Here is a 25,902-nt window from a genome sequence, read left to right as displayed (position 1 = left end):
CCGGAGGGGGGGAGTGGTGCACGAGCCACCGGCCGATCTCCGGGGCGGCGCCCGTCCAGAACCCTGTCGGGAGGCCCACTCCGGGAGGGGCTCCGGGTGGCCCGTCCTACAGCCGCAGGCCGATCAGGGCGTAGCCCATCAGGGCCAGCTTCTCGCGCAGCAGGTAGCCCCGGCTGACCTGGGCGCTCAGGGGGCTGGCGCTCACGTCGGCGTCCATGCCCAGGGCGCGGGCCAGGGCCAGGGCACGGGGCGCGTGGGCCTCGTCGGTCACCAGGGTCACGGGCGTGCCGGGGGGCAGGGCCGCGCGGGCATAGCGCAGGTTCTCGATGGTCGTGCGGCTGCGCGTTTCGGCCAGCAGGTGCTGTGGGGGCACGCCCCGGCGCTGCAGGTACGCCACGCCCACCTCGCCCTCCGTGTACGGATCGCCCTGACGGCGGCCGCCGGTGACCACGATGCGCGTGACCCGGCCCGCCTGGAACAGGCCCAGGGCGTGATCCAGCCGGCGCTGGAAGGCGGGGCTGGGACGGCCGGCGTACTGGGCGGCCCCCAGCACCAGCACGGTCGGGTGGGGCGCCTCGGTGCTCACGGCGCGCAGGTTCGGCAGCGCCAGGAATCCGGCCACCAGCAGGGCCACCACCGCCAGGGGCAGCAGGGTCAGCGTGGAGCCGCGCGTGCGCATGGGCGGAGGGTAGCATGAAGGAACTCTCAAGCACGTCACAAAGCGCGTCCCTGTTGGGTTCTTCACATCCCGGCGGGTGGGCGCGGAGTGGCGATCAGCTTCCTGACGAGTCCGGGGGCGCGTGCTACGCTCACCCCTGACTTTCTGCTGGAACCACTGTGCATTCCGGGAGCACCGCGCACTCTGGAACCACCGCCGGGAGCCCGTGACCCCTATGGCCAAGACCTCTGCCCCCCATACCCTGGTGATCGTCGAATCGCCCGCCAAAGCCCGTACCATCGAGAAGTATCTCGGCAAGGGGTACACGGTGGAGTCGAGCATCGGGCACATCCGCGACCTGCCCAAGAGTGCCGCCGATATCCCCGAGAAGTACAAGGGCAAGGCCTGGGCGCGGCTCGGGCTGGACATCGAGAACGACTTCCAGCCGCTCTACGTGGTGGCTCCCGAGAAGCGGGCGCACGTCGCCAAACTCCGCAAGATGGCCTCGGAGGCCGACGAGATCATCCTGGCGACCGACGACGACCGCGAGGGTGAGAGCATCGCCTGGCACCTGTTCCAGGAGCTGCGGCCCAAGGTGCCGGTCAAGCGCATGGTCTTCCACGAGATCACCAAGGAAGCCATCCAGGCCGCCATCGCTGCGCCGCGCCAGATCGATTCGAATCTGGTCGAGGCGCAGGAGACCCGCCGCGCGCTCGACCGCCTGTACGGTTACGAGGTCAGCCCGGTGCTGTGGAAGAAGGTGGCGCCCAAGCTGAGCGCTGGCCGCGTGCAGAGCGTGGCGACCCGCATGCTGGTCGAGCGCGAGCGCGAGCGGATGCGCTTCGTGAGCGCCACGTGGTGGGATCTGCTCGTCACCGGCAAGACCGCCGAGGGCGCGACCTTCCCCGCCCGCCTGACCGACGTGGCCGGGCAGAAGCTGGCCCTGGGCCGCGACTTCGACCCGCTGACCGGCCGGCTGAAGGACGGCGTGGTGGCAAGGTTGCTGGGTGAGGCGGAGGCCCGCGCGCTGGCCGAGGGCCTGAGCGGCCAGCCCCTGACGGTCACCAGCGCGGAGGAAAAGCCCTTCACGCAGCGCCCCTACCCGCCCTTCATCACGTCCACGCTGCAGCAGGAAGGCAGCCGCAAGCTGGGCTTCGCCGCCACCCGCACCATGCGCGCCGCCCAGCGGCTCTACGAGCAGGGCTACATCACGTACATGCGAACCGACTCGACGAACCTGAGCAGCGAGGCGGTGAGCGCGGCCCGCACGCAGGTCGCGCAGATGTACGGCCCCAGCTACCTCTCGCCGCAGCCGCGCGTGTACGCCAAGAAGTCCAAGAACGCCCAGGAAGCCCACGAGGCGATCCGCCCGGCCGGCTCCAGCTTCCGCACGCCGGACTCGCTGCGCGGCGAGCTGAGCGGCGACGAGTGGCGCCTCTACGACCTGATCTGGAAGCGCACCGTGGCCTGCCAGATGGCCGATGCCCGTGGCCGCTCCCTGCGCGTGCGGCTGGGCGGCAAAGCGAAGACTGGCGAGGACGTGCAGCTCAGCGCCTCGGGCCGCACCATCGACTTCCCCGGCTTCCTGCGCGCCTACGTGGAGGGCAGCGACGACCCCAGCGCCGCCCTGGAAGACCGCGAGACCCCGCTGCCCCCGCTCAGGGAGGGCGAGCGCGTGCTGGCCGACTCGGTGAAGCCCGAGGGCCACGAGACCCAGCCTCCCGCCCGCTACACCGAGGCCTCGCTGGTGCAGTCGCTGGAGGGCGCGGGCATCGGGCGCCCGAGCACCTACGCCTCCATCCTGGGCACCATCCAGGATCGGGGCTACGCCACCAAAAAGGGGCAGGCGCTCGTGCCCTCGTGGACGGCCTTCGCCACCTCCGCCCTGCTGGAGCACCATTTCTCCTCGCTGGTGGACTACGACTTCACCGCGAAGATGGAAGAGGATCTGGACGACATCGCGGGGGGGCGGGCGCAGCGCGTGCCGTACCTCAGGCGCTTCTACCTGGGCGACCACGGCGAGGGCATGGCCCTGCGGCCCCTGATCGACTCCAAGATGGGCGAGATCGACGCCCGCGGGATCGCCACCATCGTCGTGCCGAAGCTGGAGGGCAGCGGCATCGAGGTGCGCGTGGGGCGCTACGGCCCCTACATGGAGCGCAGCGGCGAGAAGGCCAACCTTCCCGAAGACCTGGCCCCCGACGAACTCACCGCCGAGAAGGCCGAGGAGATCATGAGCCGCCCCACGGGCGACCGCGTGATCGGCACCGACGAGGCGACCGGGCACCCGGTAGTGGCCCGCGCCGGGCGCTACGGCCCCTACGTGACGCTGGGCGCAGAGAACCCGCCCATCCGCTCGGCCAGCCTGTTCCCCACCGACGACCTGGGCACCCTGACGCTGGGCCGCGCCCTGAAGCTGCTGAGCCTGCCGCGCCTGGTGGGCACCAGCGAGGGCGAGGAAGTCTGGGCGCAGAACGGCAAGTACGGCCCGTACCTCAAGCGCGGCTCCGACAGCCGCTCGCTGACCAGCCACGAGGAGCTGTTCAACGTGGGCATCCAGGAGGCCGAGGCGCTCTTCCTGCAGCCGCGCTACGGCAAGGGCCGCGCCGCCGCCGCGCCGCCCCTCAGGAGCTTCGAATATCCGGGCCGCGCGAACATCATCCTCAAATCCGGCCGCTTCGGCCCCTACCTCACCGACGGCGAGAAGAACGCCACGCTGCGCAAGGGTGAGGACGAGGGGACACTCACGGCGGAACGCGCCCTGGAGATTCTGGAGGAGCGCGGCAAGGAGCCCCAGAAGAAGCCCGGCAAATCCGGCGCGAGAACGGGGGCAGCCCGGACGGGGGCAGCCAAGAAGTCGGGCGCCCGCACCCCGGCCCGCAAGGGAGCGGCCAGCACGTCTGCGGCGAGCGCGGCTCCGGCCAAGAAGGCACCCGCCAAGAAGGCTCCGGCCAAGAAAGCTCCGGCCAAAGCCGCCGCGAAGGCCAAGGCGCCCGCCAAGGCCACCTTCACCTGGGCCGACCTGCGGCCCCACCTGGGTGTGCTCAGCGACCCCGAGCGCCGGCTGGTCACGGCCACCCGCGAACAGGGCCGCAAGGTCGAGGACATCGCGCCCGAGCTGGGGCTGGAGGTCGCCAAGGCCAAGGGCATGGCGCTGCAGGCCAGCAAGAAACTGAACCAGGCGGCGCGCGGCGGGTAGGGGAGGGGCTGAAGCGGTGCCGACCCGATCCCGACCCGAGGTGCCCCAGGCCCTGCATCTGGCACGGCTGGCGCAGGGCACGCCCGGCCAGTGGGTGAGGCTGCCCGGCGGCGAGCTGAGCGTGCTGCACCTCAGCGGCAAGTTCCCCGGCTCGGGGGTCACGGGCTGGCTGGTCTGCCTGAGCGGAGAGGCCGTGCTCGACCTGCCCCTGAACAACTTCGTGCGCCTGCGCCCCGGCGAGGGCTACCGCGTGAGTGCCCATGAGCCCTGGACGGCCTTCGACACGCGGGAGAACAGCGTGCTGATGTTGGCGCCCGATCCCCCCGTGGCCTGAGCGCTGGCAACAGGAGCGAGCTGGCTACAGTGGAGCCATGACCCGGCCCACCCCACACGCCCGCGCCGACTACCCCTACCAGCATCCCACGCCCACCCGCTGGGCCGACAACGACGTGTACGGGCACGTGAACAACGTGACCTACTACGCCTACTTCGATACGGCGGTGAACGCCTACCTGGCCGCGCAGGGGGCGCTGGACATCCAGTCGGGAGCAGTGATCGGGCTGGTCGTGGAGACCGGCTGCAGTTACTTCGCGCCCGCCGCCTTCCCCGAGGTGCTCAGCGTGGGCGTGCGGGTCTCGAGCCTGGGCCGCAGCTCGGTGCGCTACGAACTGGCGGTCTTCCGGGAAGGCGAGGCGGCGGCCTGCGCGCAGGGGCATTTCGTGCATGTGTACGTAGATCGGCAGACCCGGCGCCCGGCCGAGCTGCCCGACGTGCTCCGCACGGCGCTCCAGCCCCTGCGCGTGCCCTGAGCCGAGCGGGCGCCGCCGTCAGGGCCGCTGTGCCGCTCCCAGGTCAGCGGGTCGGCTCCACTCATCAGGTCATCCAGCGCCGCACCGTTGAGCGTGGCGCCGGCCAGGGCTGCACCGTCCAGCGCTGACCGGTCGCTCACGGGCAGCTCAGGCCCGCCGGGGGGGTCGTCGCCGGGCGTCCGCAGCACCTGCAGGAAGGTCTCGACCATCTGGGGGTCGAAGTGCGCTCCAGCCTGCTTGCGGAGTTCGGCGCAGGCCTGCTCCGGTGTCCAGGCGTGCTTGTAGGGCCGCTCGCTCAGCAGGGCGTCGTAGACGTCTACCACACTGAACAGCCGGGCCAGCAGGGGAATGGCCTCGCGGCGCTGGCCGTCGGGATAGCCGGCACCGTCCCAGCGCTCGTGGTGGTGACGGATCAGGGCCAGGGCGCCGGGCGGCAGGAAGCCCAGGGCGGCGGCGAAGCGTTCTCCCGCCGCCGGATGGGTTCGCATCAGCTCCCACTCCCGCTGATCCAGGGCGGCGGGCTTGAGCAGCAGGGCGTCCGGGATGGCCAGCTTGCCGACGTCGTGCAGATACGCTCCCAGCCGCAGGGCGGCCAGCTGCTCGCCCCCGAGTCCCAGCGCCCGGCCCAGACGGATCGCCAGGCGGGTCACACGATCCGTGTGGCCGTGCGTCTCGCGGTCGCGGGCCTCCAGCGCCAGCCCCAGCGCACGCACCGCCGCCTCGCGGGTCTCCAGGGCCACCTGACGGGCGCGTTTCTGTTCCTCGATATCCGTGCAGGTGCCCACCCAGGCGATGCCCCGGCCCCCCTGGTCGGCCACCGGCACCCCCCGGATCAGGAACCAGCGGTAGCCTCCGTCCTGTTGGCGCAGCCGGTACTCGATCTGGTAGGTCTCGAAGCGGGCCACGGCCTGCCGCCAGTGTTCCACGGTGCGCTCCACGTCGTCCGGGTGCAGGGCGGCCTCGAACCCGAAGCCCTCCACGTCGCCGCTCACGCCGGTGAACTGGAGCCACTGCTGGTTCACGTGCGTCCAGCGGCCCACGGCGTCGGCCGTCCAGAGCATCACCGGCATGGCCTCCAGCAGCTGAAGGTACTCGGCGGCCAGGGTGGGGCTGGATGAAGTCCGGTCGGCGTCGGTCATAACGGTGGCCCGGGAGACCCCAGACGTGCAGTCTCCACTGTTCCGAACAGTAGCGCCGTGAGGGCCAGATGTGAGGTCGGGACGTTGGGAAAATCCAGAGCGAGCGGGTGGACACCGCTGGTCGGCGCGGCCGCGCCAGGGTGGGTGTCCTCCGGTGCTGGAGCCCCGCCGCCTGAAGTCAGCCCACCCACCAAGGGGTCGGCTGAAGGGTCGGCGCAGCCTGTCTCAGCGCTTGCGCCGGGCGGCCTTGGCAGCTTCTTTCGCCGCCTTCTGCTCGGCCTTCTGCTTCTCCGCCAGTTCACGGCCCATGTCTTCCATGAGCTGCGCCCCCTGGGCGTCCACGGTGCGCTGCAGTTCGATCAGGGTGCTGACCACCATGTTGTTCAGCACGCGCTCGATGGGCGCCCTGATCCAGCGGTAGCGCACCCGGCCGTTCATGGTCAGGGTGACCTCGGTGCCGCCGGGCATGGGCTTGAACGTCCAGCCCTGGGTCAGTTTTTCCAGCGGCCCCACGTTCCGCACGCTCTCCCAGCCGCCGCGCTGGGGGGCCTGGAGCTGCCCGTATTTCGCGGTGAAGCCCAGGCCCAGCAGCCGGCGGGGAAACTTGAAGCGCACCAGCGCGTTGTTCGCCAGCCGGCCCTCACCGCCCTCGTATTCGGCCGACACGAAGTTCTTGTCCCATCTGGCACGGCGTTTTGGTTCCAGCGCCATGCGGTAGAGCACGTCCGGGCGGGCGCGTACCACGATTGCGTGCTTGATCTGAATCGACTCGGACATTCTGGGGGTACTGTAGCGCGCCGTGCCCGGATGCCCGGAGGGCCTGTCCTGCCTGTGCTTCAGTCCAGATACGCGCGGGCCGGTGGGTGCGACACCCGCAGGTTGAAGCGCTCGGCGTACTTCGCGCCGCTCAGGCGCCCGGTGCTGGCGCGGCCTTCGAGGTACTGCTCCTTCGTCCAGGCCCACCGGTAGAAGTCGTGGTAGAAGGTCATGACCTCGGCCCCCTGCTCGATGGTGTCCGAGACGTCCACGAACACCTCCGGGTAGGGGCTGGCGGGCGCGAAGTACTGGTACAGGCGTACGGGATCGCGCAGGGCGTCGAGCCGCGCCACGTCCTCCCCGCTCTCCACGGCGTCGTCGCCGCTCAGGTCGGGGGCGGGCGGCATGGGGTCGCCCCCGCCCGCCTCGTTGATGATCTTCGGAATACGGGCGAGCGTGATCGCGTCGAAGGCGATCTTCGCGGTCATGCGGTGGTCGGGGTGCGGGTGGTCGTCGCTCCAGGTGATCACGGCGCCCGGCCGGAAGCGGGCGTACAGCCGCGCCAGTTGCAGCGCCTCGGCGCGGCCCCCGGTCATGCGCGAGTCGCCCATGTCGAAGAAGTGGTACGAGGCCCCGATCTTCTGGGCCACCCAGGCCCCGTGCTTGCGGCGCACCCGCGTGACCTCCTCGTGTGAGGCGTCGCCGAACTGGCTGGCGAGTTCGCCCAGCGTCGTCCAGACGAGCATCACCTCGTCGCCGCGCGCCGCGTGTTTGGCAAGCGTTCCAATACAACCGATCTCGTCGTCCGGGTGGGCAAACACCGCCATGATTCGCATGGGGAACAGGATAGGGGAGGTTGGCGGCAGATCGGCCAGAGGGCCGATGTGCTCCCGGCTTCCTGTGCCTACCGTGAACGCATGGACATGGAATTCTCCCGCGCTGGCCCTTCAGACCTCGCCACCATCGCGGCCTTCGATGAGCAGGCGGGCGACCCGGGTCGGCGCACGTGGCTGGAGGACAGCCTGCGCCGGCGCGAGGTTCACCTGCTATCCGTGGATGGGGCGGCCTGTGCCTACGGCGTGCTGGAGGACTTCTTCGGCCACGCCTTCGTTTCCCTGCTGTACGTGGCCCCCGCCCGGCGGCGTCAGGGCCTGGGGGCAGGGCTGCTGGCCCATCTCTGCGGGGTGGCCGCGACGCCCAAGGTCTTCTCCTCGACCAATCTGTCCAACGCGCCCATGCACGCCCTGTTCGCCCGGCAGGGCTGGACGGTCAGCGGTCTGCTCACGCACCTCGACGACGGTGATCCGGAGGTCGTCTATGTCAGGGTGCCGCGTTAACGCAGGAAGCGGATCGTCAGCGGATAGCGGTAGTGCTGTCCCGAACTGGCCCGGATCACGCCCACGATCATGAAGATGAAGGGCACGATGCCCAGCACCACCAGGATGGGCAGGAAGAACAGGAAAAACGAGGCGAAGGTGCCCAGGAAGGCGAAGGCGCCCAGGTCAGGACTGCCCGCCGCCGCGCCCACCGCGCCGCCCAGCAGCCCCAGGCTGAAGGCGATGAAGGCCACGGCGCCCACCACCAGGCCATAGAGCCACATGCTCAGGCGGAAGTTCAGCACCTCCTTGCCCTGCAAGTCGAGTGAGCGGCTGCGGTCGCGGTAGATCAGCCAGGCCAGCAGCGGCCCCAGCAGGCCCCCCAGCGTGGGCAGCAGCAGGTCGGCCAGCGGCGACAGGTGCGTGACCATCGCCGGGGTGCGGTCTTCCTCGGACAGCAGGAGGGGCGAGAGGTGGGAGGGCGTGCTCATGCTTGACAGTACGGCCCGGGCGTTCATACAGTTCCTGGGTGTCCCGTCCTGCCTACCGCAAATCCGCCGCACAAAAGGCGCAGGACGCGGCCCGCGACCGCCTGCCCATCCGCGCCGGCATCCAGCCGGAACGTCCCATCACTGGCCAGCTCGTCGATCTGTACTCGGACGGCGCCTGCGACACCGGGGCCGGGCACGGCGGCTGGGCGACCATCCTGCGCTTCGGCGAGCGGGAACTGGTGCTGAGCGGCCACGAGGCCGGCACCACCAACAACCGCATGGAGCTGCGCGGCCTGCTGGAGGGCCTGAAGTCGCTGAAACGCCCCTGTCAGGTGCGCGTGATCACCGACAGCCAATATCTCCGCAAGGCCTTCACCGACGGCTGGATCCTCAAGTGGCAGCGCAACGGCTGGAAGACGGCGGGCGGCGACCCCGTGAAGAACCAGGACTTGTGGGAGGAACTGATTCTCCAGGCGCGCACGCACGCGCTGACCTTCCTGTGGGTCAAGGGGCACGCCGGCCACGGCGAGAACGAGCGGGTGGACGTGCTGGCCGTGCAGGAGCGCAAGAAGCTGCGCGCGGGCTGATAACCGGCGTCAGAGCCTCAGGGTGCAGCGATAGCGCGCAGTAGGCCAGGGGGAAGGAATAGGGCTGACATCGAATCCAGCCCGGCGGTAGAAGTCCACAGCATCGTCGTCTGTCGCAGCCCAGAGCAGAGTCAGGTCAAGGGCAGGGATGACCGCGTGCAGCAGATCACGGGCGTCCCCCCATCCCCCGAACGCCGGGTGGATGCCGATGTGTAGTATCTCGGCCAGCTTCTCCGAGACGAGCAGCCCCCGCGCTTCTGATCCGGCCGCCGACTACCCACCCACACAGCCGGCGTTCGGGGTCTTGCCGGTAGCCCGCCAGCGTCCGCGCGACGCGCTCCGGATCGGGGTACATGGCGCGGGCGAGCAGGGCGCCTGCGGCCGGCCAGTCGTCGGGCGCCAGGGGCGGCGGGATCAGGCGGCCGGAAGTCATGCCCTCAGGCTACGCGCGGTCGCGGGTGAGCCAGCGGCCCCAGTTCCCGGCGCGCACCCCGGCGCGGTGTTCGGCCGGGGCGAGGTCGGCCACGCGGCCCAGGTCGGCGGCGCTGTCCAGTCCCTCGGGGAACTCGCGCATGCCGAAGCCGCCGTCCAGGTCGCTGCCCAGGCCCACGTGCGCCCACCCGGCCACGTCGCCCAGGTGCGCGAGCATGGCCGCCAGCGTTGCCCGCGTGCTGGGCGGATCGCCGCGCCGCCAGCCGGGCTGCAGGAAGCCGTTGTACAGCACGAGGCCGACCATCCCGCCCCGCTCCCCGATGGCGCGCAGCATGTCGTCGGTCAGGTGCCGATCCGTGGGCACCCGTGCGCGTGCGCCCACGTGCGAGGCGATCACGTCCGGCTGCCGCTCCACGGCCTCCCAGAAGGCCTGCTCGGCGAGGTGCGAGGCGTCCAGCGTGACCCGCTGCTCGCGCATGGCGTCCAGCAGCTCCCCGCCCAGCGGGGTGAGGCCGCCCGGAACGCCTGTGCCGCCCGCGTAGCGCGTGCCCCGCCAGGCCGGCCCGACGATCCGCACGCCCTGCTCCACCCACCACGGCAGGTCGTCCGGCGTCCGGATGGGGTCGGCGCCCTCCATCAGCAGCACGACGCCCAGGGGCGTGCCGTCCGGGTCGGCCGCGTACGTCCGAAGGTGAGCGGCGACCTGCGCCCCGGGGGTGAGCAGGCGGATGTGCCCGGCGTCCTGCCAGCGGCGGTACCGATCCAGCTGCGCGAGGGCCTGGGCGTACGCGCCGTCGGCGTCGGTGTAACCGTCCGGGCTGGTGTCCGTGCGCGGCATGGCGAACAGCGTGCCCAGCGTGAGCGCCACGCGCCCCGCCCGCAGCGCGCCGAAGGTCACGGTGGCGATGTCCCGCGCGTCCGGCCCTTCGCGGGAGCGCAGCTCGTCCAGCGCCAGGGTCAGGTCGCGGCCCACGCCCGCGTTGTACGCGAGATCCAGGTGCCCGTCGATGACCAGCCCGGCGGCCTCCACCGCGTCCAGCACGTCCGGGCCGGTCATGCGGTGCGCGGCCGGTGGCGCAGCGGCACGGCGGGCCGCTCGCCGATGTCTTCCAATGCGGCATCGATCACGCCCCGGTGGGGCGAGAGCGAGCACACCGGGTCGGCCGCGCGGGCGTCGCCGGTGAGCAGGAAGGCCTGACAGCGGCAGCCGCCGAAGTCCACCTCGCGCTGCGGGCAGGTCTGGCAGGGCTCGCGCATCCAGGCGGTGCCCCGGTACGCCTGGAAGGCCGCGGAGTCGTACCACACGGCCTCCAGGCTGGAGGTTCGCACGTTCGGGAAGGCGAGTTCCGGCAGCACGTACGCGGCCGGGCAGGGCAGCGCGCGGCCGTCCGGGCCGACGATCAGGTGCGTGCTCGCCCAGCCGCCCATGCAGGGCTTGGGCGAGGCGTCGTGGTAGTCGGGCACCACCCACTGCACCGCGACCTCCGGGCAGCGCCCCCGGAAGGCCAGCACCTCGGCCTCGGCCGCCTGCAGGGATGCCAGATCCGGCAGCAGGTGGGCGCGGTTCTCCAGCGCCCAGCCGTAATACTGGCTGTTCGCCAGCTCGATCCGCTCGGCGCCGGAGTCGGCGGCGAACTGCAGCAGGGCGGGTACCTCGTGCAGGTTCAGGCGGTGCAGCACTGCGTTCAGGATCAGCGGCGTGCCGGACTCGCGGATCAGGGCGGCGGCCTCGTGCTTGCGTTTCAGGAAGTCCCCGCCGCAGATGGTGCGGGCGTTCAGATCGTCCAGCGATTGCAGGCTCAGCTGCACGGCGTCCAGCCCCGCGTCCAGCAGATCGCGCAGGCGCCGGGCACTCAGGCCCACGCCGCTGGTGATGAGCACCTGGTACAGGTCGAGCGTCCGGCCTGCGCGCAGCAGCTCGCCCAGGTCGGCGCGCAGCAGCGGCTCGCCGCCGGTGTACAGCACCTGCAGGATGCCCAGGCCCTCGGCCTCGGCCAGCACGCGGCGCCAGTCCCCGGGGCCGAGTTCCTGCGCGGCGCCCAGCAGCTGCAGGGGGTTCGAGCAGTACACGCACTGCAGCGGGCAGCGGTGCGTGAGTTCCGCGACCAGCACCAGCGGCGGGGCCGGGCGCGGGCGCGACGACTGAAGGTGCGCGGCGTCCAGCGCGGCGGTCATGCGCCCACCCCGTCGTGCCCAGTCACGTCCTGCCCGGCCCCTTCCTGTTCAGGTTCTGCCCGCTCGGCCCCGTCCTGTCCAGACCCGTCCCGCTGCACCCACTGGCTGGCATGCGCTTCCGCCAGAAACTCTGCCACGTCCGCCGCCAGATCGTCTGGGTCGGCCTGCGGGTAGCGCGAGCGCAGTTCGTCCACCAGCGCGGCCTGGGTGCGCCCGTCGCAGAGGCTCAGGATCTCGTGCGCGGTGGCGTTCAGCTCGGTGACCTCCTCGGCGCGCAGCAGCACGTGCTGGTCGCGCGTACGGTCGTAGCGCAGCCGGGCCCCGCGGTACAGGCGCAGCGTCATGCCACGCCCCCGACCACCGGGTTTCCGGGCCGGGCCAGGTCGTCCGCTCCCAGCCCCTCGGGCACGTCCTGGGGCAAGGTCGCGTCCAGGGCGTCGAGCAGGCTCCACAGCACCGAGCACTTGAAGCGCACGGCCGCCACGATCCGCTCCTGATCCTGCTGGGTGCGCGTGTGCCCGCCCAGCAGCCGCAGCGCCCCGCTGGCCTCGACGCCCGCCTGCCGCGACCGGCTGCGGAAATACGCCAGGCCCTGGGGCTCGACCCAGGGGTAGTGGGTCTCGAAGGCCACGGTGCGGACGGCCATGATCCGCTGCGCGTACAGCTCGGTCAGCGACGACGCCACGCCGTCGAACCAGGGGTGATCCCGCACGAAGTTCACGTAGGCGTCGGTCGCGAAGCGCGCCCCTGGCCGCAGCAGGGCGTGCGACTCCAGCACGTCCTCGTCCAGGCCCACCGCGCGGCCCAGCGCCCGCCACGCCGAGAGCCCGCCCTGCTCCCGGCTGGGGCCGTCGTGGTACAGCACCCGCGTGATCCACTCGCGGCGCGCGTCTTCGGGCAGTTTCGCCAGCAGCAGGCTGTCCTTGACCGGAATGCACTGCTGGTAGTAGTAGCGGTTGGCCACCCAGACCTGCAGTTCCTCCCGCGAGAGCGCGCCGGCGTGCATCCGGCGGTTGAAGGGATGACGGTGGTGGTAGTCGCGGGCCAGCAGGCCCTCCAGGGTGCGTTCCAGTTCAGCGGGCGTCCACATGCTCTGTCTCCAGTCTCCAGCGCTACAGGCCGACGAACCAGCCGTCGTCCGCGAGATCGAGCCCCTGGGCGCGTAGCCAGGCGCGTTCCGGACTGGCCGGGTCGAGGGCCGGGTTGGTGTTGTTCAGGTGCGTATAGAGCTTCGTGGCTGCCGGCAGCCGGGCCAGGGTGGGGGCGCTCTGGACGACCGGCAGGTGCCCCATGCTGGCAGCGTCGCCGGTGCCCAGCCCCAGGCGGATCAGCTCGTCCGGGTGGTAGAAGGTGCCGTCGACCAGCAGCACGTCGGCCGAGGCCAGCAGCTCGGGCACGGGGCCCGCAAGGGTGCTCAGGCTGGGCGCGTAGACCAGCGTGCGGCGCGGCCCGCGCAGCCTCAGGGCGCTGGTCGCGCCCGCTTCCGGGCGGCGGCCATGGTGGTAGCGGGGCGTGTGGTCGTCAAGCGCCACCCAGGTGACCTCGAGGTCGCCGAACAGCCGGGGTTCGCCCGGCGGCGCGCTCACCGGCGTGATCTGGGCGTAGCGCGACAGCAGGCGGCGCACCGGGAACTGATCCTCCAGCAGGGCGTGTACCCCCGGCGTGGCGTGCAGCTCCCACGCGCTGCCCTCGCGCAGCTGCAGCAGCCCCAGCGTGTGGTCGAACTCGGCGTCGGTGAGGAGCACCCCGGCCAGCGGCGTGCTCCGCCCGCGGGGCGGCCCCAGCGCCAGCAGCTGCCGCGCCACGTCCGGCGAGGCGTCGATCAGGTACCAGCGCTCGCCGTCGGGCGTGAAGGCCGCGCTGGACTGCGTGCGGGCCGGCAGCTCCCCGGCGCGCACCCGCGCGCAGTTGCGGCAGCCGCAGTTCCATTGCGGCAGGCCGCCGCCGGCCGCCGTGCCCAGCAGGAGGAAGGTCGGAGAGGTGGGGTCGGGCGGCATGGGGCACCTGCATATACCTGCACAGACGCGCCGCGCGGGCCGCCGGAGGGCAGGCCAGGCGCGGCGCGTAAGGGGGAGAGGAAACTTAGCGGCTGTGGGCGTAGGCGGTCACTTCACAGCACACGACGATACGTCTGGCTCTGGGCTTGATCCACATGGCATTCACCTCCTTTCACAGGCTGCGGCCCACGGGTGGCGGGCGGCGGGGAAGGCGGGCGCGGGAGGACGGAGCAAAGGGGGCGATGCCCGGTGACCGGAACGCTGTATGGAGACAGGACTCCGGCCACGCGGAGTGGCCCGGCCGACGTGGGAGGCGGGTGAAAGGATGAACGCCCGCAGTGTAGGCATCGGGCGGTTCAGGGAAGGTTGGTGTGGGTGAGGGCGGCTTGGGCGATGTCGGGGACAGTTCTCATGGCGCGCCCGGGGGCGCCGGCCCCTGCGCTGAGCCACCTGGCCTATCGTACGGGCGCCTGCGCGGGCCTACTCTGGACTTCAGATGACCTCCGACCCGACCCCACGCCCCCCTGTGCCCGGCCGCTGGCGCACCTTCCTGTGGCTGTGGGGCTCTCAGGCGCTGAGCGTGATCGGCTCGGCGGTGGCCGGCTTCGCCTTCACGATCTACCTGACCCAGACGCGCTACCCGCTGGAGGGGGACAAGCCCCAGCTGGCGACCGCCCTGGCCCTGACCGCGCTGGCCTGGACGCTCACGGCGACCCTGAGCGCCCCGCTGGCCGGCGCCTGGACCGACCGCCACGACCGCCGGCGGATCATGCTGGCCTGCGATCTGCTGGGCGCCGCGCTGGCCCTGGGCACGCTGGCGCTGCTGCTCTCGCCGGCCGCGCCGCTGTGGGCGCTGGTGGCCCTGACCGGCCTGATGGGCCTGGTCTCGACCTTCCACGGCTCGGCCTTCGACGCCAGCTACACCAGTCTGGTGCCGCGTGAGCGCCTGCCCCGCGCCAACGGCATGATGCAGACCATCTGGAGCCTGGCGGGGCTGGTCGGGCCGGCGCTGGCCGCGCTGCTCATCGGGGTGCCGGCGCTGCTGCGGGAGGGGGGTGCCCCGCCACCCTGGCTGGCCGGGCTGGGGGTGGGCGGCCTGCGCGACGGCGTGCCCTTCGCCTTCGCGGTGGACGGCGCGAGCTTCCTGCTGGCGGCGGCGGTGCTCAGCCGTCTGCGGGTGCCCTCACCCGCCGCGGTGACGGACAGCGGGGAGCGCCGCCGGCTGACCGACGACATGAAGTTCGGCTGGCAGTTCATCGGTCGCCGCCGGCCGCTGCTGCAGCTGCTGCTGACCTTCGCGGTGGCGAACCTCTGCAGCAGCGGCCTGGGGGTGCTGGAGCCCCTGATCGCCAAATTCTCGCTGGCCGCCGACTGGCAGGCGCGAGGCAGCAGCTTCCAGAGCGCTCTGGCCACCCTGACCGTGTCCCAGAGCGTCGGGGGCATCCTGGGCGGGGTGCTGATCAGCGCCTGGGGCGGGCTGAAGCGCCAGCGCGTGCTGGGCGTGCTCGTGCCGATGATCGTGAGTGGCCTGGCGCTGGCCGCCTTCGGCCTGAGCGCCGCGGTGCTGTCTGCCAGCGCGGCGCTGCTGATCATGGGCCTGACCTTCCCGGCCATGAACGCCCACTCGCAGAGCATCTGGCAGTCGCAGGTGCCGCCCGAGATGCAGGGCCGGGTCTTTTCCGTACGCCGACTGATCGCGCAGTTCACCAGCCCGGCCAGCGCCGCCCTGGCCGGTGTCCTGGCGGCCCGCTACGCGCCGGGCGCGGTGGTGGTGATCGCGGGGCTGCTGTACGCCGGCGTGGCTGCCCTGCAACTGCTGAACCCCGCCCTGCGGCAGGTCGAGGAAGTCCTGCCGGCGGTCACCCCGCCCCGAGTCCACCCCGGCTGAGCGGCCCCTGGACAGGGGGGGTCAAATGCGGATCGCCGCCACGGTGACCTGACGTACTCTGTGAAGCAATGATCAACGCATCTTCGCCCCCGGCGCCGCCCGCGAACGGCTGGCACACGTTCCTGTGGCTCTGGGGCTCGCAGGCGGTCTCGGTCATCGGCAGCGCCCTGAGCGGCTTCGCCATCAGCATCTATCTGGTGCAGACCCGCTTTCCGCTGCCCGGGCAGCGCGGCGAGCTGGCCACGGCCCTCTCGCTCACGGTGCTGGCCTTCACCCTCATCACGGTGTTCGGGGCGCCGCTGGCCGGGGCGCTGGCCGACCGCTGGAACCGCCGGCGCATGATGCTGGTCAGCAACGGGCTGAACGCCGCCCTGATGGGCCTGGGCGTGCTGATGGTCAGCGCCACGCTGCCGCCCATCTGGCTGCTGGTGCTGTTCACCGCCTGCGAGGGGGTGCTCGCCGCCCTGCACAGCGCCGCCTTCGACACCAGCTACAGCGTGCTGGTGCCCCGCGAGAACCTGCCCCGGGCCAACGGCATGATGCAGACCCTCTGGAGCATGTCGGGCCTGCTCAGCCCGGCCCTGGCGACGCTGCTGATCGGGCTGCCGGCCCTGGCCCGCACGGCCGGCGGCCCGGAGTGGCTGGCCGGCTGGCGCGACGGCGTGCCGCTGGCCCTGCTGATCGACGCCGCCAGTTTCCTGGTCGCGGCGCTGGTGCTCCTGCGCCTGAACATCCCCACCCCGCCGCGCCGTGACACCGGCGGCCAGCGCCCCGGTCTGGGCCAGGACATGACCTTCGGTTTCCGCTTCGTGTTCGCGCGCCCGGCCCTGCTGAACCTGCTGCTCACCTTCACGGTCTTCAACCTGATGACCGTGGGGGTCAGCGTGCTGCACCCGCTGCTGGTGAAGTTCACGCTGGCGCCCGACCTGCAGGCCCACGGCTGGAGCGCCGGCACCGGCCTGGCGGCGCTCTACACCACCTTCAGCCTGGGCGGCCTGCTGGGCGGAGTGCTGATCAGCGCCTGGGGCGGCCTGAAACGCCAGCGCGTGCTGGGCGTGCTGATTCCCATGCTGGCGGCCGGTGTGGCGCACGCCCTGACCGGGGTCGCCGGTACCCTGATCCTCACCTGCGCCGCCCTGGGGCTCTACGGCCTGATGGTGCCCATGATCAGCGCCCACTCCCTGAGCATCTGGCAGACCCAGGTGCCGCCGGAGCTGCAGGGCCGGGTGTTCAGCGTGCGCCGGCTGATCGCCCAGTGCACCACACCGCTGAGCGTGGCTGCCGCCGGGCTGGTGGCCGCCCACGCCGCGCCGGGGGCCGTGCTGTTCTGGGCGGGCCTGTGCGTCGTCGCGGTGAGCGGCCTGCAACTGCTCAACCCCGCCCTGCGCCGGGTGGACGAGGTGCCCGACGCCCCGCCCAGCGCCTCGGCCGCCTGAGCCGGGCCGCCGGGGGAGGTGAGGGCCGGGTGGACGGGATGAGGTGGCCACGTGCCCCTGGATGTGCCCCGAGGGGTGACGCGAATAGGCCCCCGGCGCTGGCGAAAACCAGATGATCTCCGGCCGGCCGGGCGGGTAGACTGATGGGCGTGCTGGCCATCCGACTCCTGACCTTGCTTTTTGGGCTGCTGGCCGGCCTGGGCGCCGGGCGGGCCTTAGAGTCCACGCAGCCTGCCGAACTCAGCCGGGTGAACACCCTGAGTCTGATGCTGGCGGGCACGCTGATCGCCCTGCTGCTGATTCCCCGGGCCGAGCGCCTGGGCGGGCAGTTCATCGGCCGTTTCGGCCGCTGGTACGCCGGCCTCTCGCCCCGCAAGGTCGCCGCCGCCACCTTCGGCATGATCATCGCCCTGCTGCTCAGCGTGCTGGTCGGCAGCCTGCTGCAGAGCCTGCCCTTCTACAACTGGATCTGGAGCCTGGGCGTGACCGCGCTGCTGGCGGTGTTCTTCGTGACCTACGCCTCCGGCCACGCCGACGCCTTCGGCCTGCTCGCCTTTCCCCAGGTGCGCCGCAAACCCGGCAGCAAACTGCTGGACAGCTCCGTGATCATCGACGGGCGCGTGATCGACCTGACCCGCGCCGGCCTGCTGGAAGGCGATCTGGTGGTGCCCGCGTTCATCCTGCGCGAGCTGCAGGCCCTGTCCGACAGCGCCGATCCGCAGAAGCGCACGCGCGGCAAGCGCGGCCTGAGCGTGCTGGAGGAACTGCGCGAGATCCGCCCCATCCGGGTCGAGGACTGGGACGACGCGGCGCTGCCCGGCGCCGACGACAAGCTGATCCGGCTGGCCCGCGAGACCGGCGCCAAGATCGTGACCAACGACGGCAACCTGGGCAAGATCGCCAAGCTGCACAGCGTCTCGACCATCAACATCCACGAGATCGCCGTGGCGCTGCGGCCCCAGGTGCAGGCCGGCGACCTGCTCACCGTGACCATCAGCAAGGGCGGTCAGCAGCAGGGGCAGGGCGTGGGCTACATGGACGACGGCACCATGATCGTGGTCGAGGACGGCATGAAGCACCGCGGCAAGCCGGTTCGCGTGACGGTCGTGAACAACGTGCAGACCAGCGTGGGGCGCATGATCTTCGCCCGCCTGGAGAAAGAGGACATGGCGGTCTAGTGCCGCCATCCTGAGGGCAGACCGGGTTCGGGAGACATGGCGTCGCGGAGGAGGCGGCCCGACCCCCAGCTCCTCTCTACGAGCTTTGCAAGTCCGCAGGCGGCTCATCCGAGCCCCGCTCCGCGGGAGGCCCGTGCGCCCATGAGCGGGTGAGCCTACCTCGACTGGTCAGGAAGAGCGACTGATACGGGATTAAGATGAGTTGCAAGCATGGACACGCTGCCACTGCACCCGTACCGAACCGTCACGGAACTTGAAGCGTCGTATCGATCGGCCCACCGTCCGGTCGAACGCTCCCGCTGGCACATCCTGTGGCTTAAAGCCAAAGGGTATCCCCCGCGCCAGATCGCTGATGCCACGGGGTACAACCGCAACACCATCAGCACCCTGGTGCGCCGATACAACCAGCACGGCCCTGAGGCGGTGCGCGACAAACGTCAGGACAACCACTCCGACCCCGCCCTGACCCCCGATCAGCAGCGGCAGCTCTCGGAGGCGCTGATGGAGACCCCGCCCAGGGGCGGGGTGTGGACGAGCGGCACCGCCCAGGCGTACATCTACGAGCACTTTGCGGTGGCGATCACCGAGGTGTGTGCGTGGGGGTATCTCAAACGCCTGGGGTTCAGTGTGCAGCTGCCACGTCCCCGTCACCATCTGGCGGCCGATCCAGACGTGCAGGCGGCGTTCAAAAAAAAGTAGCCCAAACATTGCGCACGGCGCAGGCAGCGTACCCGCACCAGCGGGTACGCCTGTTTGTTCAGGACGAAGGCCGCGCTGGGCTCAAACCTGTGCTCATGCGGGTGTGGGCCAAGGTCGGCCAGCGACCCATCGCGGTGCAGCATCGGGGGTTCCAGTGGCTCTACGTCTATGTCTTCGTGGAACCGGTCACCGGCACGAGTGACTTCTTGATCCTGCCGACAGTGAGCACGGCGGTCATGCAGGTGGCCCTGGCGGCCTTCAACGATGCGGTGAATCCGACTGGGCGGGACATCATCGTGCTGTTGCTGGATGGTGCGGGCTGGCACACCAGCCCGCAGCTGACCGTGCCCCCCACGATGCTGCTGGTCACGTTTCCCCCCTACACCCCGGAGCTGTCCCCAGCAGAACCGCTGGTCGGTCGAGTCAAGCGTCCCCTGGCGAACCGAACCTTCACGACCCTGGATGACGTGCAAGACGTCTTGAGCCACGAGTGCCAGCGCTTGATGGCGTCACCGTCCGAAGTGCAGTCGCTGACCGCTTTCCCCTGGATACGCCATGCCCTGAATTCATGTTAGTCCGGTATGAGACAGCTCCGAAGTTCAGGGCCCGCCCCCATACGGGTGAAACCACTTCACGACATCGGGTGGCGGTGGGATGGGGGTGGGACGTCTGCTCTGGCTGCCCGACGTTCAAAACCTGTACTGGAGGGGTGGCCTGTGCGAAGCCGGTTTCGAGTCCACCACGCCTACCCGTCGACCCGCTGCACCGAGCTGCCCGCCACGCTCTTCGTGACCAGCAGGCGGCTGGGCAGGCGTTCGGAGAGGCTTTCCACGTGGGTCACGATGCCGACCATGCGTCCCTGGGTGCGCAGGTTCTCCAGGGCGCCGGCCACCGCTTCCAGGGCCTGGGGATCGAGGGTACCGAAGCCTTCGTCGAGGAACAGCGCCCCGAGAATTCGGTTGCCCGCCAGATAGTCGCTCAGGGCGATGGCCAGGGCCAGCGACGCCAGGAAGGTCTCGCCGCCCGACAGGGTCTTGACCCCGCGGATCTCGCCGGCGTTCCAGAGATCCTGCACGACGTATTCGCTGTCGGCCAGGGCGAGCCGGTAGCGCCCGTCGCTGATGTCGTGCAGCAGGATGCCGGCGCGGGTCAGCAGCTGCGCCTCGACCTCGGCCAGCAGGAACTGCTGAAATTCGTTGGCCTTGAGGGTGTTCGTCAGGGTCTGCCAGGTGTCGAGGTGGCGGGAGGCGACCGCCGCGCGGGCCAGGATCTCGGCCTTGCGCTCCAGGCGCCCGCGCAACGAGCGTTCCTGCTCGGCCAGGCTGCCGGCCCGTTCGCGCGTGGCGTTCAGGGCCGCGTCGGTGGCGGTCAGGTCGCGGCTGGCCTGATCGAGCTCGGCCGGCTCGAAGGGCGTGAGGCCCAGCTGGCGCTGCAGTTCGGCCAGCGCTTCTTGCAGCTGCGCCACCTGGGCGCCGAAGGTGCGGGCCGCGTCCTCCAGCGCCGTGATATCGGCCTCGGGCAGGGCGGCGGCGCGGGCCTGGGCGGCGTCCAGGTTCAGGGTGGCCAGGACGCCGCTCAGGGCGCGGTCGGCCAGCGCCGCGTCCTCGCCCCGGGCGGCGGCGCTGCTGCGAGCCGCGCTCAGGGTGGCGACGGCGGCCGCGTGGTCGCCCTGCGTGCGCGAGAGTGCGCCCTGCGCGGCCTGCACGCCCTTGCGGAGGGCCTGGATCTCGGCCAGGGCCTGCTGCCGCTGCCCGGCCGGGTCGCTGCCGGCCTGGCGCACACGGGTGGCCAGCGAGGCCAGCAGGCGCAGCGCGTCGGTCTGGGGATCGCCGAGCACCAGGGCCTCGGCGGCGCGCAGGTCGGTCTCGCGCTGGCGCAGGGCCTCGTCCCAGTCGCGGTACTCGACGGTCTTCTCGTCCAGCCACTTCTGCCGGGACTTGAGGCCGGCGCGCAGGTCGGTAAAGCGGCTGCGCCGGTCGTCCAGCGCGGCGGCCAGCGCCCGAACCCGGTCTTCCAGCGCCCCCAGGTCGCTGACGGGCGCGTCGGGCAGGCTCGCGACCGGCTGGTGGCACAGCGGGCAGGGTTCGCCCAGGTGCAGGTGGGCCCGGTGCAGGTCGAGCCCGGCCGCCAGACGCGCCTCGTCCAGTGTCTTCTGGGCGGCCTCCAGCTCGGCCTTGGCGGTGGTGCCCTCGCGCTGGACGCGTTCCAGTTCGCCCGTCTCGCGGCGCTGGCTGGCCTCCTCGGCGGCGAAGCGGTCTAGAGCGGCCTTCAGGCCGACCCGCTCGGTTTCAATCTGCACGCGCTCCTGACGGTTGCGGTCGGCCCTCACGGCGCCCTGCTGGGCCGCGTGGAAAGCGTCCTCGTCCCAGGGCAGGGGCTGGGCGTGGGTGGTCTGCACACTTCCGCCGCCGCGCCTGAGGCGGGCCGCGTCACCCTCGGCTTCGCGCAGCACGTCGGCGCGGGCCTCCAGCTCGGGGATACGGGCCTCGGTGGCCTGGGCCTGGGCCAGCGCCCCTTCGGCCTGCCGGACGGCAGCGGCGGCGGCGTCCGCCTGGGCCTGGGCGCGGCCCAGGTCGCGCGTCTCGCGTTCCAGGGCGATCCGGGCGCGTTCGGCGGCGTCCAGCAGGGGCAGCACCCCGGCCACGCGGCGGGCGCGGGCAGCGCGGGCGGCGCCGTCCTGCACGGCGCCCTCGCGGGCCTGCAGGGTGTTCAGGCGGCGCGCGGTGTCCTCACGGCTGCGCCAGACCTTTTCCAGATCGCGCAGGCGGGTCACGGCGGTCTGCAGGCGTTCGCGTTCGTCGCCCAGGCGCTCGGCCTCGCTGCTCAGGGTCTCGCGCTCGGCGCGCAGGGCGCTCAACGCCTCCGGGGTCACGCCGGCGTATTCGCTCTCCAGCACCGAGTTCAGGCTGGCCGACTCGTGTTTCAGCTCCTTGGCCCGCTCAGACGAGACCCGCTGCATGGCCTGCACGTGGTCGAGCCCGGTCAGCTCGCCCAGCAGGGTCTGGCGATCCTTGCCGCTGCCGTGCAGCAGGCGCGAGAACTCGCCCTGTGGCAGCATCACCGAGCGGCGGAAGGTGCTAAAGTCCAGCCCCACGGCCCGGCGGATGCGCTCCGCGATGCCCTTGGCCCCGCCGTCCGAGAGGTTCGACCAGCGCCCCTCCTCGTCCAGCCGCTCGAAGCGCACCTCGTTCTCGGCCTGGCGCCGCCCCTTGGTGCGCGAGGCGCGGTAGGTCAGCCCACCGACCTCGAAGGTCAGGGACGCCGAGAGGCCGCGCTCGCCCTGCGAGATCAGCGCGTCCAGCCCCGAGGCCCCCAGCCGCGCGGTCTGCCCGTACAGCGCGAAGGTCATGGCGTCCAGCAGGCTGCTCTTGCCGCTGCCCGTGGGCCCCACCAGCGCGAACAGTTCCAGGTCGCTGAAATCCAGCGTCGTGAACTGCCGGAAGGCGGTGAAGCCCTGTACTTCGAGCTTCAGGGGGCGCATGGGGGCTCCTGTGGAGCGGGGATGGTCGATCGTTGATGGTTGATAGTGAACGACCCATCTTGTTCCATCACCCATCGACCATCATCCATCAACATCTTCACGCCACGTCCTCCGTTTTCGCCGATTCGTCGGCTTCCCTGAAGGCGGCGCGCAGGTCGTCGGGGAGGTCGCCGCGGCGCTCGCGGTGGTAGCGCTCGTAGAGTTCCATCAGGGACAGGCCCTCGCGCCGCAGTTCCGGGGTGGCGAGGTCGTCCTGGGGGGCGTCCAGCTCGACCGCCAGGGCGTTCGGGGCGAGCTTGAGCACGCGGTCTTTCAGCCCCGGCAGGGCGGTGCCGGCGGGGGCGCTCACCATCACCTTGAGGAGCCCGGAAAAGCCCTTCAGGGCCTCCAGGCGGGCCTCGACCTGCTCCAGCTCCACTCGCAGGGTGCGCAGTTCGCGGCCGCTCGCCAGGGGCAGGGCGTGGACGCGGGCCGGGCGGCCGGCCTCCACCTCGACCAGATTGACCTGCTTCTTCTCGCCGGCCTCGCCGAAATCGAGCTGGATGACGCTGCCCGGATAGTAGGCGGGCGGCGTGTCGGAGATCTGCTGCGGCTTGTGCACGTGCCCCAGCGCCACGTACTGCGCGCCGGCGGGCAGCTGCAGGCCCGAGAGCGTGTAGGCGTTGGTCAGGTCGAACTGCATGGTGCGTTCGGAGCCGCTGGGCACCGCGCCGTCCATGGTGGCGTGGCACATCAGCATGTTCACGGCGCCCGGCACGAAGCCCTCGCCCAGCCGGCGCAGGAAGAAGCCCATGCCCTCGCGGTACTTCTGGCGCCACGCGCCGGTGTCGCCGCCCAGCAGGTCGGCGGCCTTGACCAGCCGCCGCTCGGAGAGGTAGGGCAGCGCCCCCACCACCAGCGTCTCGCCGCCCTTCGTTTCCACCGTGCGGATCATGTCCTGCGGGGTGGCGCTGGGCTGCGAAACCGCCTGGATGCCCACCCAGCCCAGCAGGCCCGCCACCGAGGCGAGGCGCGCCGCCGAGTCGTGGTTGCCGGCGATCACGATGCCTGGAATGCCGGCGTCGCGCAGTCTCAGGAAGAAATCGAAGACGGCGTGCTCGGCGTCCGCGGAGGGGTTGCCGGTATCGAACAGGTCGCCCGAGACCAGCACGGCGTCGGCCCGCTCGGTGCGGGCCAGTCCGGCGATCTCCACCAGAGCGTCATGGATTTCCGGGGTTCGGTCGTGGCCCCGCAGGAGTCGGCCCGCATGGAAATCAGCGGTGTGAAGTACGCGCATCACAGAAAAATTTAGCATGGGCAGGGAGCTTTCACGTCCCCTGCCCACCAGGGCGGCCGCTTCCCCGTCAGAGGAAACCACGAAGGGGGCACAGGGGCAGGGGAACGAGGCCACCGAGCCGGACGCGCCGAACCCGCCTGTGGCCTGTGTGCCGGCGGTGAGACTGCGGTTCGGCCCGGCGGGACGGGCTACTCCGCCCGGCCCCCTGGCGCGCGGAGTAGCTTTCCGCCCACGCTGAACCTATGACCCCACCTGAACGCCTGTGGAACCGCTCCTTCCTGATCTGGTGGCTGGGCAGCGCGCAGAGTGCCCTGGGCACGGCGCTCTCGGGCATCGCCATGAGCTTCCTGGTGCTCCACCAGACCGGCAGTGCCGGGGCGATGGGGGTGAACCTCGCGCTGGCGCTGCTGCCGGGGCTGCTCTCGCCGCTGTTCGGCACGCTGGTGGATCGGCTGCCCCTGAAGCCGCCGCTGATTCTGGGCAACCTGCTGCGCGGGGCGCTGCAGCTGGGGATCGGGCTGGCCGCGCTGCGGGGCGAGGTGCCCCTGGAGGCCATCTACGCAGCGTCCTTGCTGACCGGCCTGATCGGGGCGTTCTACAGTCCGGCGGCGATGGGGGTCACGCCCCGGCTGGTGCCGGCGACTCAGCTTCAGCGGGCGGCCGGACTGATGCAGGGCAGCGCCCAGACCATGCAGCTCGCCGGGCTGGTCGGCGGGGGAATGCTGGTCGGCACGCTGGGGAGTGCCCCGGCCCTGATTCTCGACGGCCTGAGCTTCCTGCTCTTCGCCGCGCTGCTGCCCCTGGTGCGGTTGCCCGCGCGTCCGGCCGCCGCCGCACAGCAGGGCTTCTGGACGGCCTTCCGTGCCGGACTGGTCTACGTGCGTCGCTCGCCCCTGACCCTGGGCCTACCCGCGCTGGCCTTTCTGATCAACGCCTCGTTCGCGCCGCTGGAGATGCTGCTGCCGGGCCGGATGGGGCAGCTCGGGGTGGGCGCCGCCGGCTTCGGCCTCTTTCTGGGTCTGGTGCTGGGCGGCCTCGCGGCGGGCAGTTTCGCGCTGGCCGGGCTGGGCGAGCGGGTGGACGTGCGGCGCCTGAGCGTGTGGGGCCTCGTGGGCATGGCCCTGAGTGTCCTGGCACTGGCCCTCTCGCAGACGGCCGCTCAGATGTACGTCCTGGCGGCGCTGCTGGGGCTGTTCAACGCCGCCACCAACGTCTCCATCGGGGTGATCTTCCAGCGGCGCATCCGGCCGGAGTTCTACGGGAGGGTCGGCAGCCTGTTGAACATGGTGGGGACGGCGGGGCAGCCGCTGGCCCTGCTGGCGCTCTCGCCCCTCGCCGACCGGGTGCCCATCGGCGTGATCTTCGGGGTGGCCGGCGTGACCACCCTGCTGGCGGCGGGCGTCTGGGCCGGCCTGCTGCGGCGCGAGTCGGCCGATCTGACGGGCACGACGGACGCCGCGTCCCCGGTCAGCGCTCCCGCAGGCTTCCAGGGCTGAGCAGCAGGGCCAGCAGGTAGGACGCCGTGCCAGGTGTTTCGGCCTCGCCCTCGGGCTGTCGGTGCTCGCTGGCCCACAGACGCAGCTCGTGCAGACGACGTTCCAGCTCGGCGGCGTCGGGGCCGCTCAGGCGCACCTGCGTGAAGGTGCCCACCCCATGAACCTCCTCGCGGAAGCGCTGGCTGTCGCCCAGGGTGGCCTGCAACTCGCCGCGTGCGTTCAGCTGCACCAGCAGCTCGCGTTCCTCGTCGCTCTGCAGCAGGGCGGCCAGAGCGTGAGCATAGGCCCGCATGAACGGCGCCGAGATGGCCTGCACGAGTTCCGTGGTCGTCGCGGCGTCGGTCAGCGAGAAGGGCACGCGGTAGCTCGCGGCCCGTGCGCGGTACAGCTTGACGGGCCGCCCGCCCCGCTGGCGCTCGCCGCAGACCTCGACCAGCCCGGCCGCGCACAGCCGGGTCAGGCGGTGGTGTGCCTGCTTGAGAGGAAGTCCGGTCTCCCGCGCCACCTCGCCCGCGCTGACCACGCCGCGCAGCACCTGGGTTAGCACCGGATAGCCGCCGATATCCAGCAGGAGCCGCGCCTGTTCGGGGGACTGCGCCATGAACGTGTCGAGGGCAGGCGCGGGGGTCGTGGTCTCGGTCACGCTCCCAGCATGGCGCGTGCGGCCCCTGTCCGGTGAACGTGCTGTAGCCCTGCAGAATCGGCCTGTGCATAATCAACCGGCCGGCTTCATAAAAACATGGACGCCTCTTGATCAATCAGGCCATTGGTCATGGTGGTGTGAGCCGTTCTTTTCTGGACTATGACCACCTATGTCTCCGACCCGAATGAAACGCAGAACCTCGCCCTGCCTGCGCCCCAGTCCAGGCATCCGCTGCGCTGGGTCAGG

23 protein-coding genes and 1 pseudogene are annotated in these 25,902 nt (G+C 71.3%); 11 read left to right on the top strand and 13 right to left on the bottom strand.

Going from position 1 to position 25,902, the window contains the following annotated elements; genetic code table 11:
• Positions 1–106: 106 nt before the first annotated feature.
• A complete protein-coding gene (locus CVO96_RS04925) occupies positions 107–679 on the bottom strand; it encodes a YdcF family protein (RefSeq protein ID WP_103310988.1) in 573 nt (190 codons plus the stop codon).
• A gap of 214 nt (positions 680–893) precedes the next feature.
• On the opposite strand from CVO96_RS04925, the gene topA reads away from it, so the two are divergent.
• From topA to CVO96_RS04910, 3 genes are read left to right on the top strand one after another with little or no spacing between them, the layout of a single operon-like run.
• Positions 894–3,857 carry a type I DNA topoisomerase gene (gene topA / locus CVO96_RS04920; protein WP_103310985.1) on the top strand — a complete coding sequence of 988 codons (2,964 nt, stop codon included), beginning with the start codon at positions 894–896 and terminating at the stop codon, positions 3,855–3,857.
• Between the two features lie 16 nt (positions 3,858–3,873).
• Positions 3,874–4,191: a hypothetical protein gene (locus tag CVO96_RS04915; protein WP_103310982.1), complete on the top strand. Its 318-nt coding sequence runs from the start codon at positions 3,874–3,876 to the stop codon at positions 4,189–4,191.
• 37 nt (positions 4,192–4,228) lie between these two features.
• The gene (locus CVO96_RS04910) at positions 4,229–4,666 is read left to right on the top strand and encodes an acyl-CoA thioesterase (protein WP_103310981.1); all 438 of its coding nucleotides are present in this window, start codon (positions 4,229–4,231) and stop codon (positions 4,664–4,666) included.
• Between the two features lie 269 nt (positions 4,667–4,935).
• Here the strand turns inward: CVO96_RS04910 and CVO96_RS04905 are convergent.
• The 3 genes and pseudogenes from CVO96_RS04905 to CVO96_RS04895 all read right to left on the bottom strand — a co-directional run.
• Positions 4,936–5,805, bottom strand: a pseudogene (locus tag CVO96_RS04905) (HD domain-containing phosphohydrolase); the annotation flags it as partial.
• Between the two features lie 225 nt (positions 5,806–6,030).
• Entirely contained in the window at positions 6,031–6,582 is a 552-nt protein-coding gene (locus tag CVO96_RS04900) for an SRPBCC family protein (RefSeq protein WP_103310979.1), read from the bottom strand.
• Between the two features lie 59 nt (positions 6,583–6,641).
• Positions 6,642–7,397: a PIG-L deacetylase family protein gene (locus tag CVO96_RS04895; RefSeq protein WP_103310976.1), complete on the bottom strand. Its 756-nt coding sequence runs from the start codon at positions 7,395–7,397 to the stop codon at positions 6,642–6,644.
• Positions 7,398–7,478: 81 nt separating this feature from the next.
• On the opposite strand from CVO96_RS04895, the gene CVO96_RS04890 reads away from it, so the two are divergent.
• Positions 7,479–7,898: a GNAT family N-acetyltransferase gene (locus CVO96_RS04890; protein ID WP_103310974.1), complete on the top strand. Its 420-nt coding sequence runs from the start codon at positions 7,479–7,481 to the stop codon at positions 7,896–7,898.
• Here the strand turns inward: CVO96_RS04890 and CVO96_RS04885 are convergent.
• Positions 7,895–8,368, bottom strand: coding sequence for a DUF4870 domain-containing protein (locus CVO96_RS04885; protein WP_243398166.1), 474 nt, complete (start codon positions 8,366–8,368; stop codon positions 7,895–7,897). The genes CVO96_RS04890 and CVO96_RS04885 overlap by 4 nt on opposite strands.
• 38 nt (positions 8,369–8,406) lie before the next feature.
• Between CVO96_RS04885 and rnhA the strand changes: the two genes are divergently transcribed.
• Entirely contained in the window at positions 8,407–8,955 is a 549-nt protein-coding gene (gene rnhA / locus CVO96_RS04880; RefSeq protein WP_103310972.1) for a ribonuclease HI, read from the top strand.
• Between the two features lie 442 nt (positions 8,956–9,397).
• Here rnhA and CVO96_RS04875 read toward each other — a convergent pair whose 3' ends face one another.
• From CVO96_RS04875 to pqqB, 5 genes are read right to left on the bottom strand one after another with little or no spacing between them, the layout of a single operon-like run.
• Complete coding sequence (locus CVO96_RS04875; protein WP_103310970.1) at positions 9,398–10,444, bottom strand: dipeptidase; 1,047 nt, start codon at positions 10,442–10,444, stop codon at positions 9,398–9,400.
• The gene (gene pqqE, locus CVO96_RS04870) at positions 10,441–11,562 is read right to left on the bottom strand and encodes a pyrroloquinoline quinone biosynthesis protein PqqE (RefSeq protein WP_103310968.1); all 1,122 of its coding nucleotides are present in this window, start codon (positions 11,560–11,562) and stop codon (positions 10,441–10,443) included. The genes CVO96_RS04875 and pqqE overlap by 4 nt, the downstream gene beginning before the upstream one ends.
• Positions 11,559–11,906: a pyrroloquinoline quinone biosynthesis peptide chaperone PqqD gene (gene pqqD / locus CVO96_RS04865; RefSeq protein ID WP_103310966.1), complete on the bottom strand. Its 348-nt coding sequence runs from the start codon at positions 11,904–11,906 to the stop codon at positions 11,559–11,561. Before pqqD ends, pqqE begins: the two co-directional genes overlap by 4 nt.
• Positions 11,903–12,652, bottom strand: a complete 750-nt coding sequence (pqqC, locus tag CVO96_RS04860; RefSeq protein WP_103310964.1) for a pyrroloquinoline-quinone synthase PqqC — start codon at positions 12,650–12,652, stop codon at positions 11,903–11,905. The genes pqqD and pqqC overlap by 4 nt, the downstream gene beginning before the upstream one ends.
• Positions 12,653–12,674: 22 nt before the next feature.
• Positions 12,675–13,559, bottom strand: coding sequence for a pyrroloquinoline quinone biosynthesis protein PqqB (gene pqqB / locus CVO96_RS04855; protein ID WP_103310961.1), 885 nt, complete (start codon positions 13,557–13,559; stop codon positions 12,675–12,677).
• Positions 13,560–14,055: 496 nt separating this feature from the next.
• On the opposite strand from pqqB, the gene CVO96_RS04850 reads away from it, so the two are divergent.
• The 5 genes from CVO96_RS04850 to CVO96_RS04830 all read left to right on the top strand — a co-directional run bounded on the left by CVO96_RS04850 (position 14,056) and on the right by CVO96_RS04830 (position 19,335).
• Positions 14,056–15,447, top strand: a complete 1,392-nt coding sequence (locus tag CVO96_RS04850; protein ID WP_103310958.1) for an MFS transporter — start codon at positions 14,056–14,058, stop codon at positions 15,445–15,447.
• 68 nt (positions 15,448–15,515) lie between these two features.
• Positions 15,516–16,883: an MFS transporter gene (locus CVO96_RS04845; RefSeq protein ID WP_103310956.1), complete on the top strand. Its 1,368-nt coding sequence runs from the start codon at positions 15,516–15,518 to the stop codon at positions 16,881–16,883.
• Between the two features lie 149 nt (positions 16,884–17,032).
• Complete coding sequence (locus CVO96_RS04840) at positions 17,033–18,061, top strand: PIN/TRAM domain-containing protein (RefSeq protein WP_103313303.1); 1,029 nt, start codon at positions 17,033–17,035, stop codon at positions 18,059–18,061.
• 210 nt (positions 18,062–18,271) lie between these two features.
• Entirely contained in the window at positions 18,272–18,760 is a 489-nt protein-coding gene (locus CVO96_RS04835) for a winged helix-turn-helix domain-containing protein (RefSeq protein WP_103310445.1), read from the top strand.
• On the top strand, positions 18,652–19,335 hold the full coding sequence (locus CVO96_RS04830; RefSeq protein WP_341476161.1) for a transposase: 684 nt from the start codon (positions 18,652–18,654) through the stop codon (positions 19,333–19,335). Before CVO96_RS04835 ends, CVO96_RS04830 begins: the two co-directional genes overlap by 109 nt.
• 170 nt (positions 19,336–19,505) lie before the next feature.
• Here CVO96_RS04830 and CVO96_RS04825 read toward each other — a convergent pair whose 3' ends face one another.
• Together CVO96_RS04825 and CVO96_RS04820 are read right to left on the bottom strand one after the other, a co-directional pair.
• On the bottom strand, positions 19,506–22,241 hold the full coding sequence (locus CVO96_RS04825; protein ID WP_103310954.1) for an AAA family ATPase: 2,736 nt from the start codon (positions 22,239–22,241) through the stop codon (positions 19,506–19,508).
• A gap of 97 nt (positions 22,242–22,338) precedes the next feature.
• Positions 22,339–23,517, bottom strand: coding sequence for a metallophosphoesterase family protein (locus CVO96_RS04820; RefSeq protein ID WP_165795207.1), 1,179 nt, complete (start codon positions 23,515–23,517; stop codon positions 22,339–22,341).
• Positions 23,518–23,759: 242 nt separating this feature from the next.
• Here CVO96_RS04820 and CVO96_RS04815 point away from each other — a divergent pair, with 242 nt between their 5' ends.
• Positions 23,760–25,013, top strand: a complete 1,254-nt coding sequence (locus tag CVO96_RS04815; RefSeq protein WP_103310949.1) for an MFS transporter — start codon at positions 23,760–23,762, stop codon at positions 25,011–25,013.
• On the opposite strand, the gene CVO96_RS04810 is transcribed toward CVO96_RS04815, so the two are convergent.
• Positions 24,985–25,656: a helix-turn-helix transcriptional regulator gene (locus CVO96_RS04810; protein ID WP_103310947.1), complete on the bottom strand. Its 672-nt coding sequence runs from the start codon at positions 25,654–25,656 to the stop codon at positions 24,985–24,987. The genes CVO96_RS04815 and CVO96_RS04810 overlap by 29 nt on opposite strands.
• Positions 25,657–25,902: the final 246 nt, after the last annotated feature.

Origin of the sequence: Deinococcus koreensis, assembly GCF_002901445.1 — a bacterium.
Lineage (GTDB): Bacteria > Deinococcota > Deinococci > Deinococcales > Deinococcaceae > Deinococcus > Deinococcus koreensis.
This window is presented reverse-complemented; position numbering and strand designations above follow the sequence as displayed.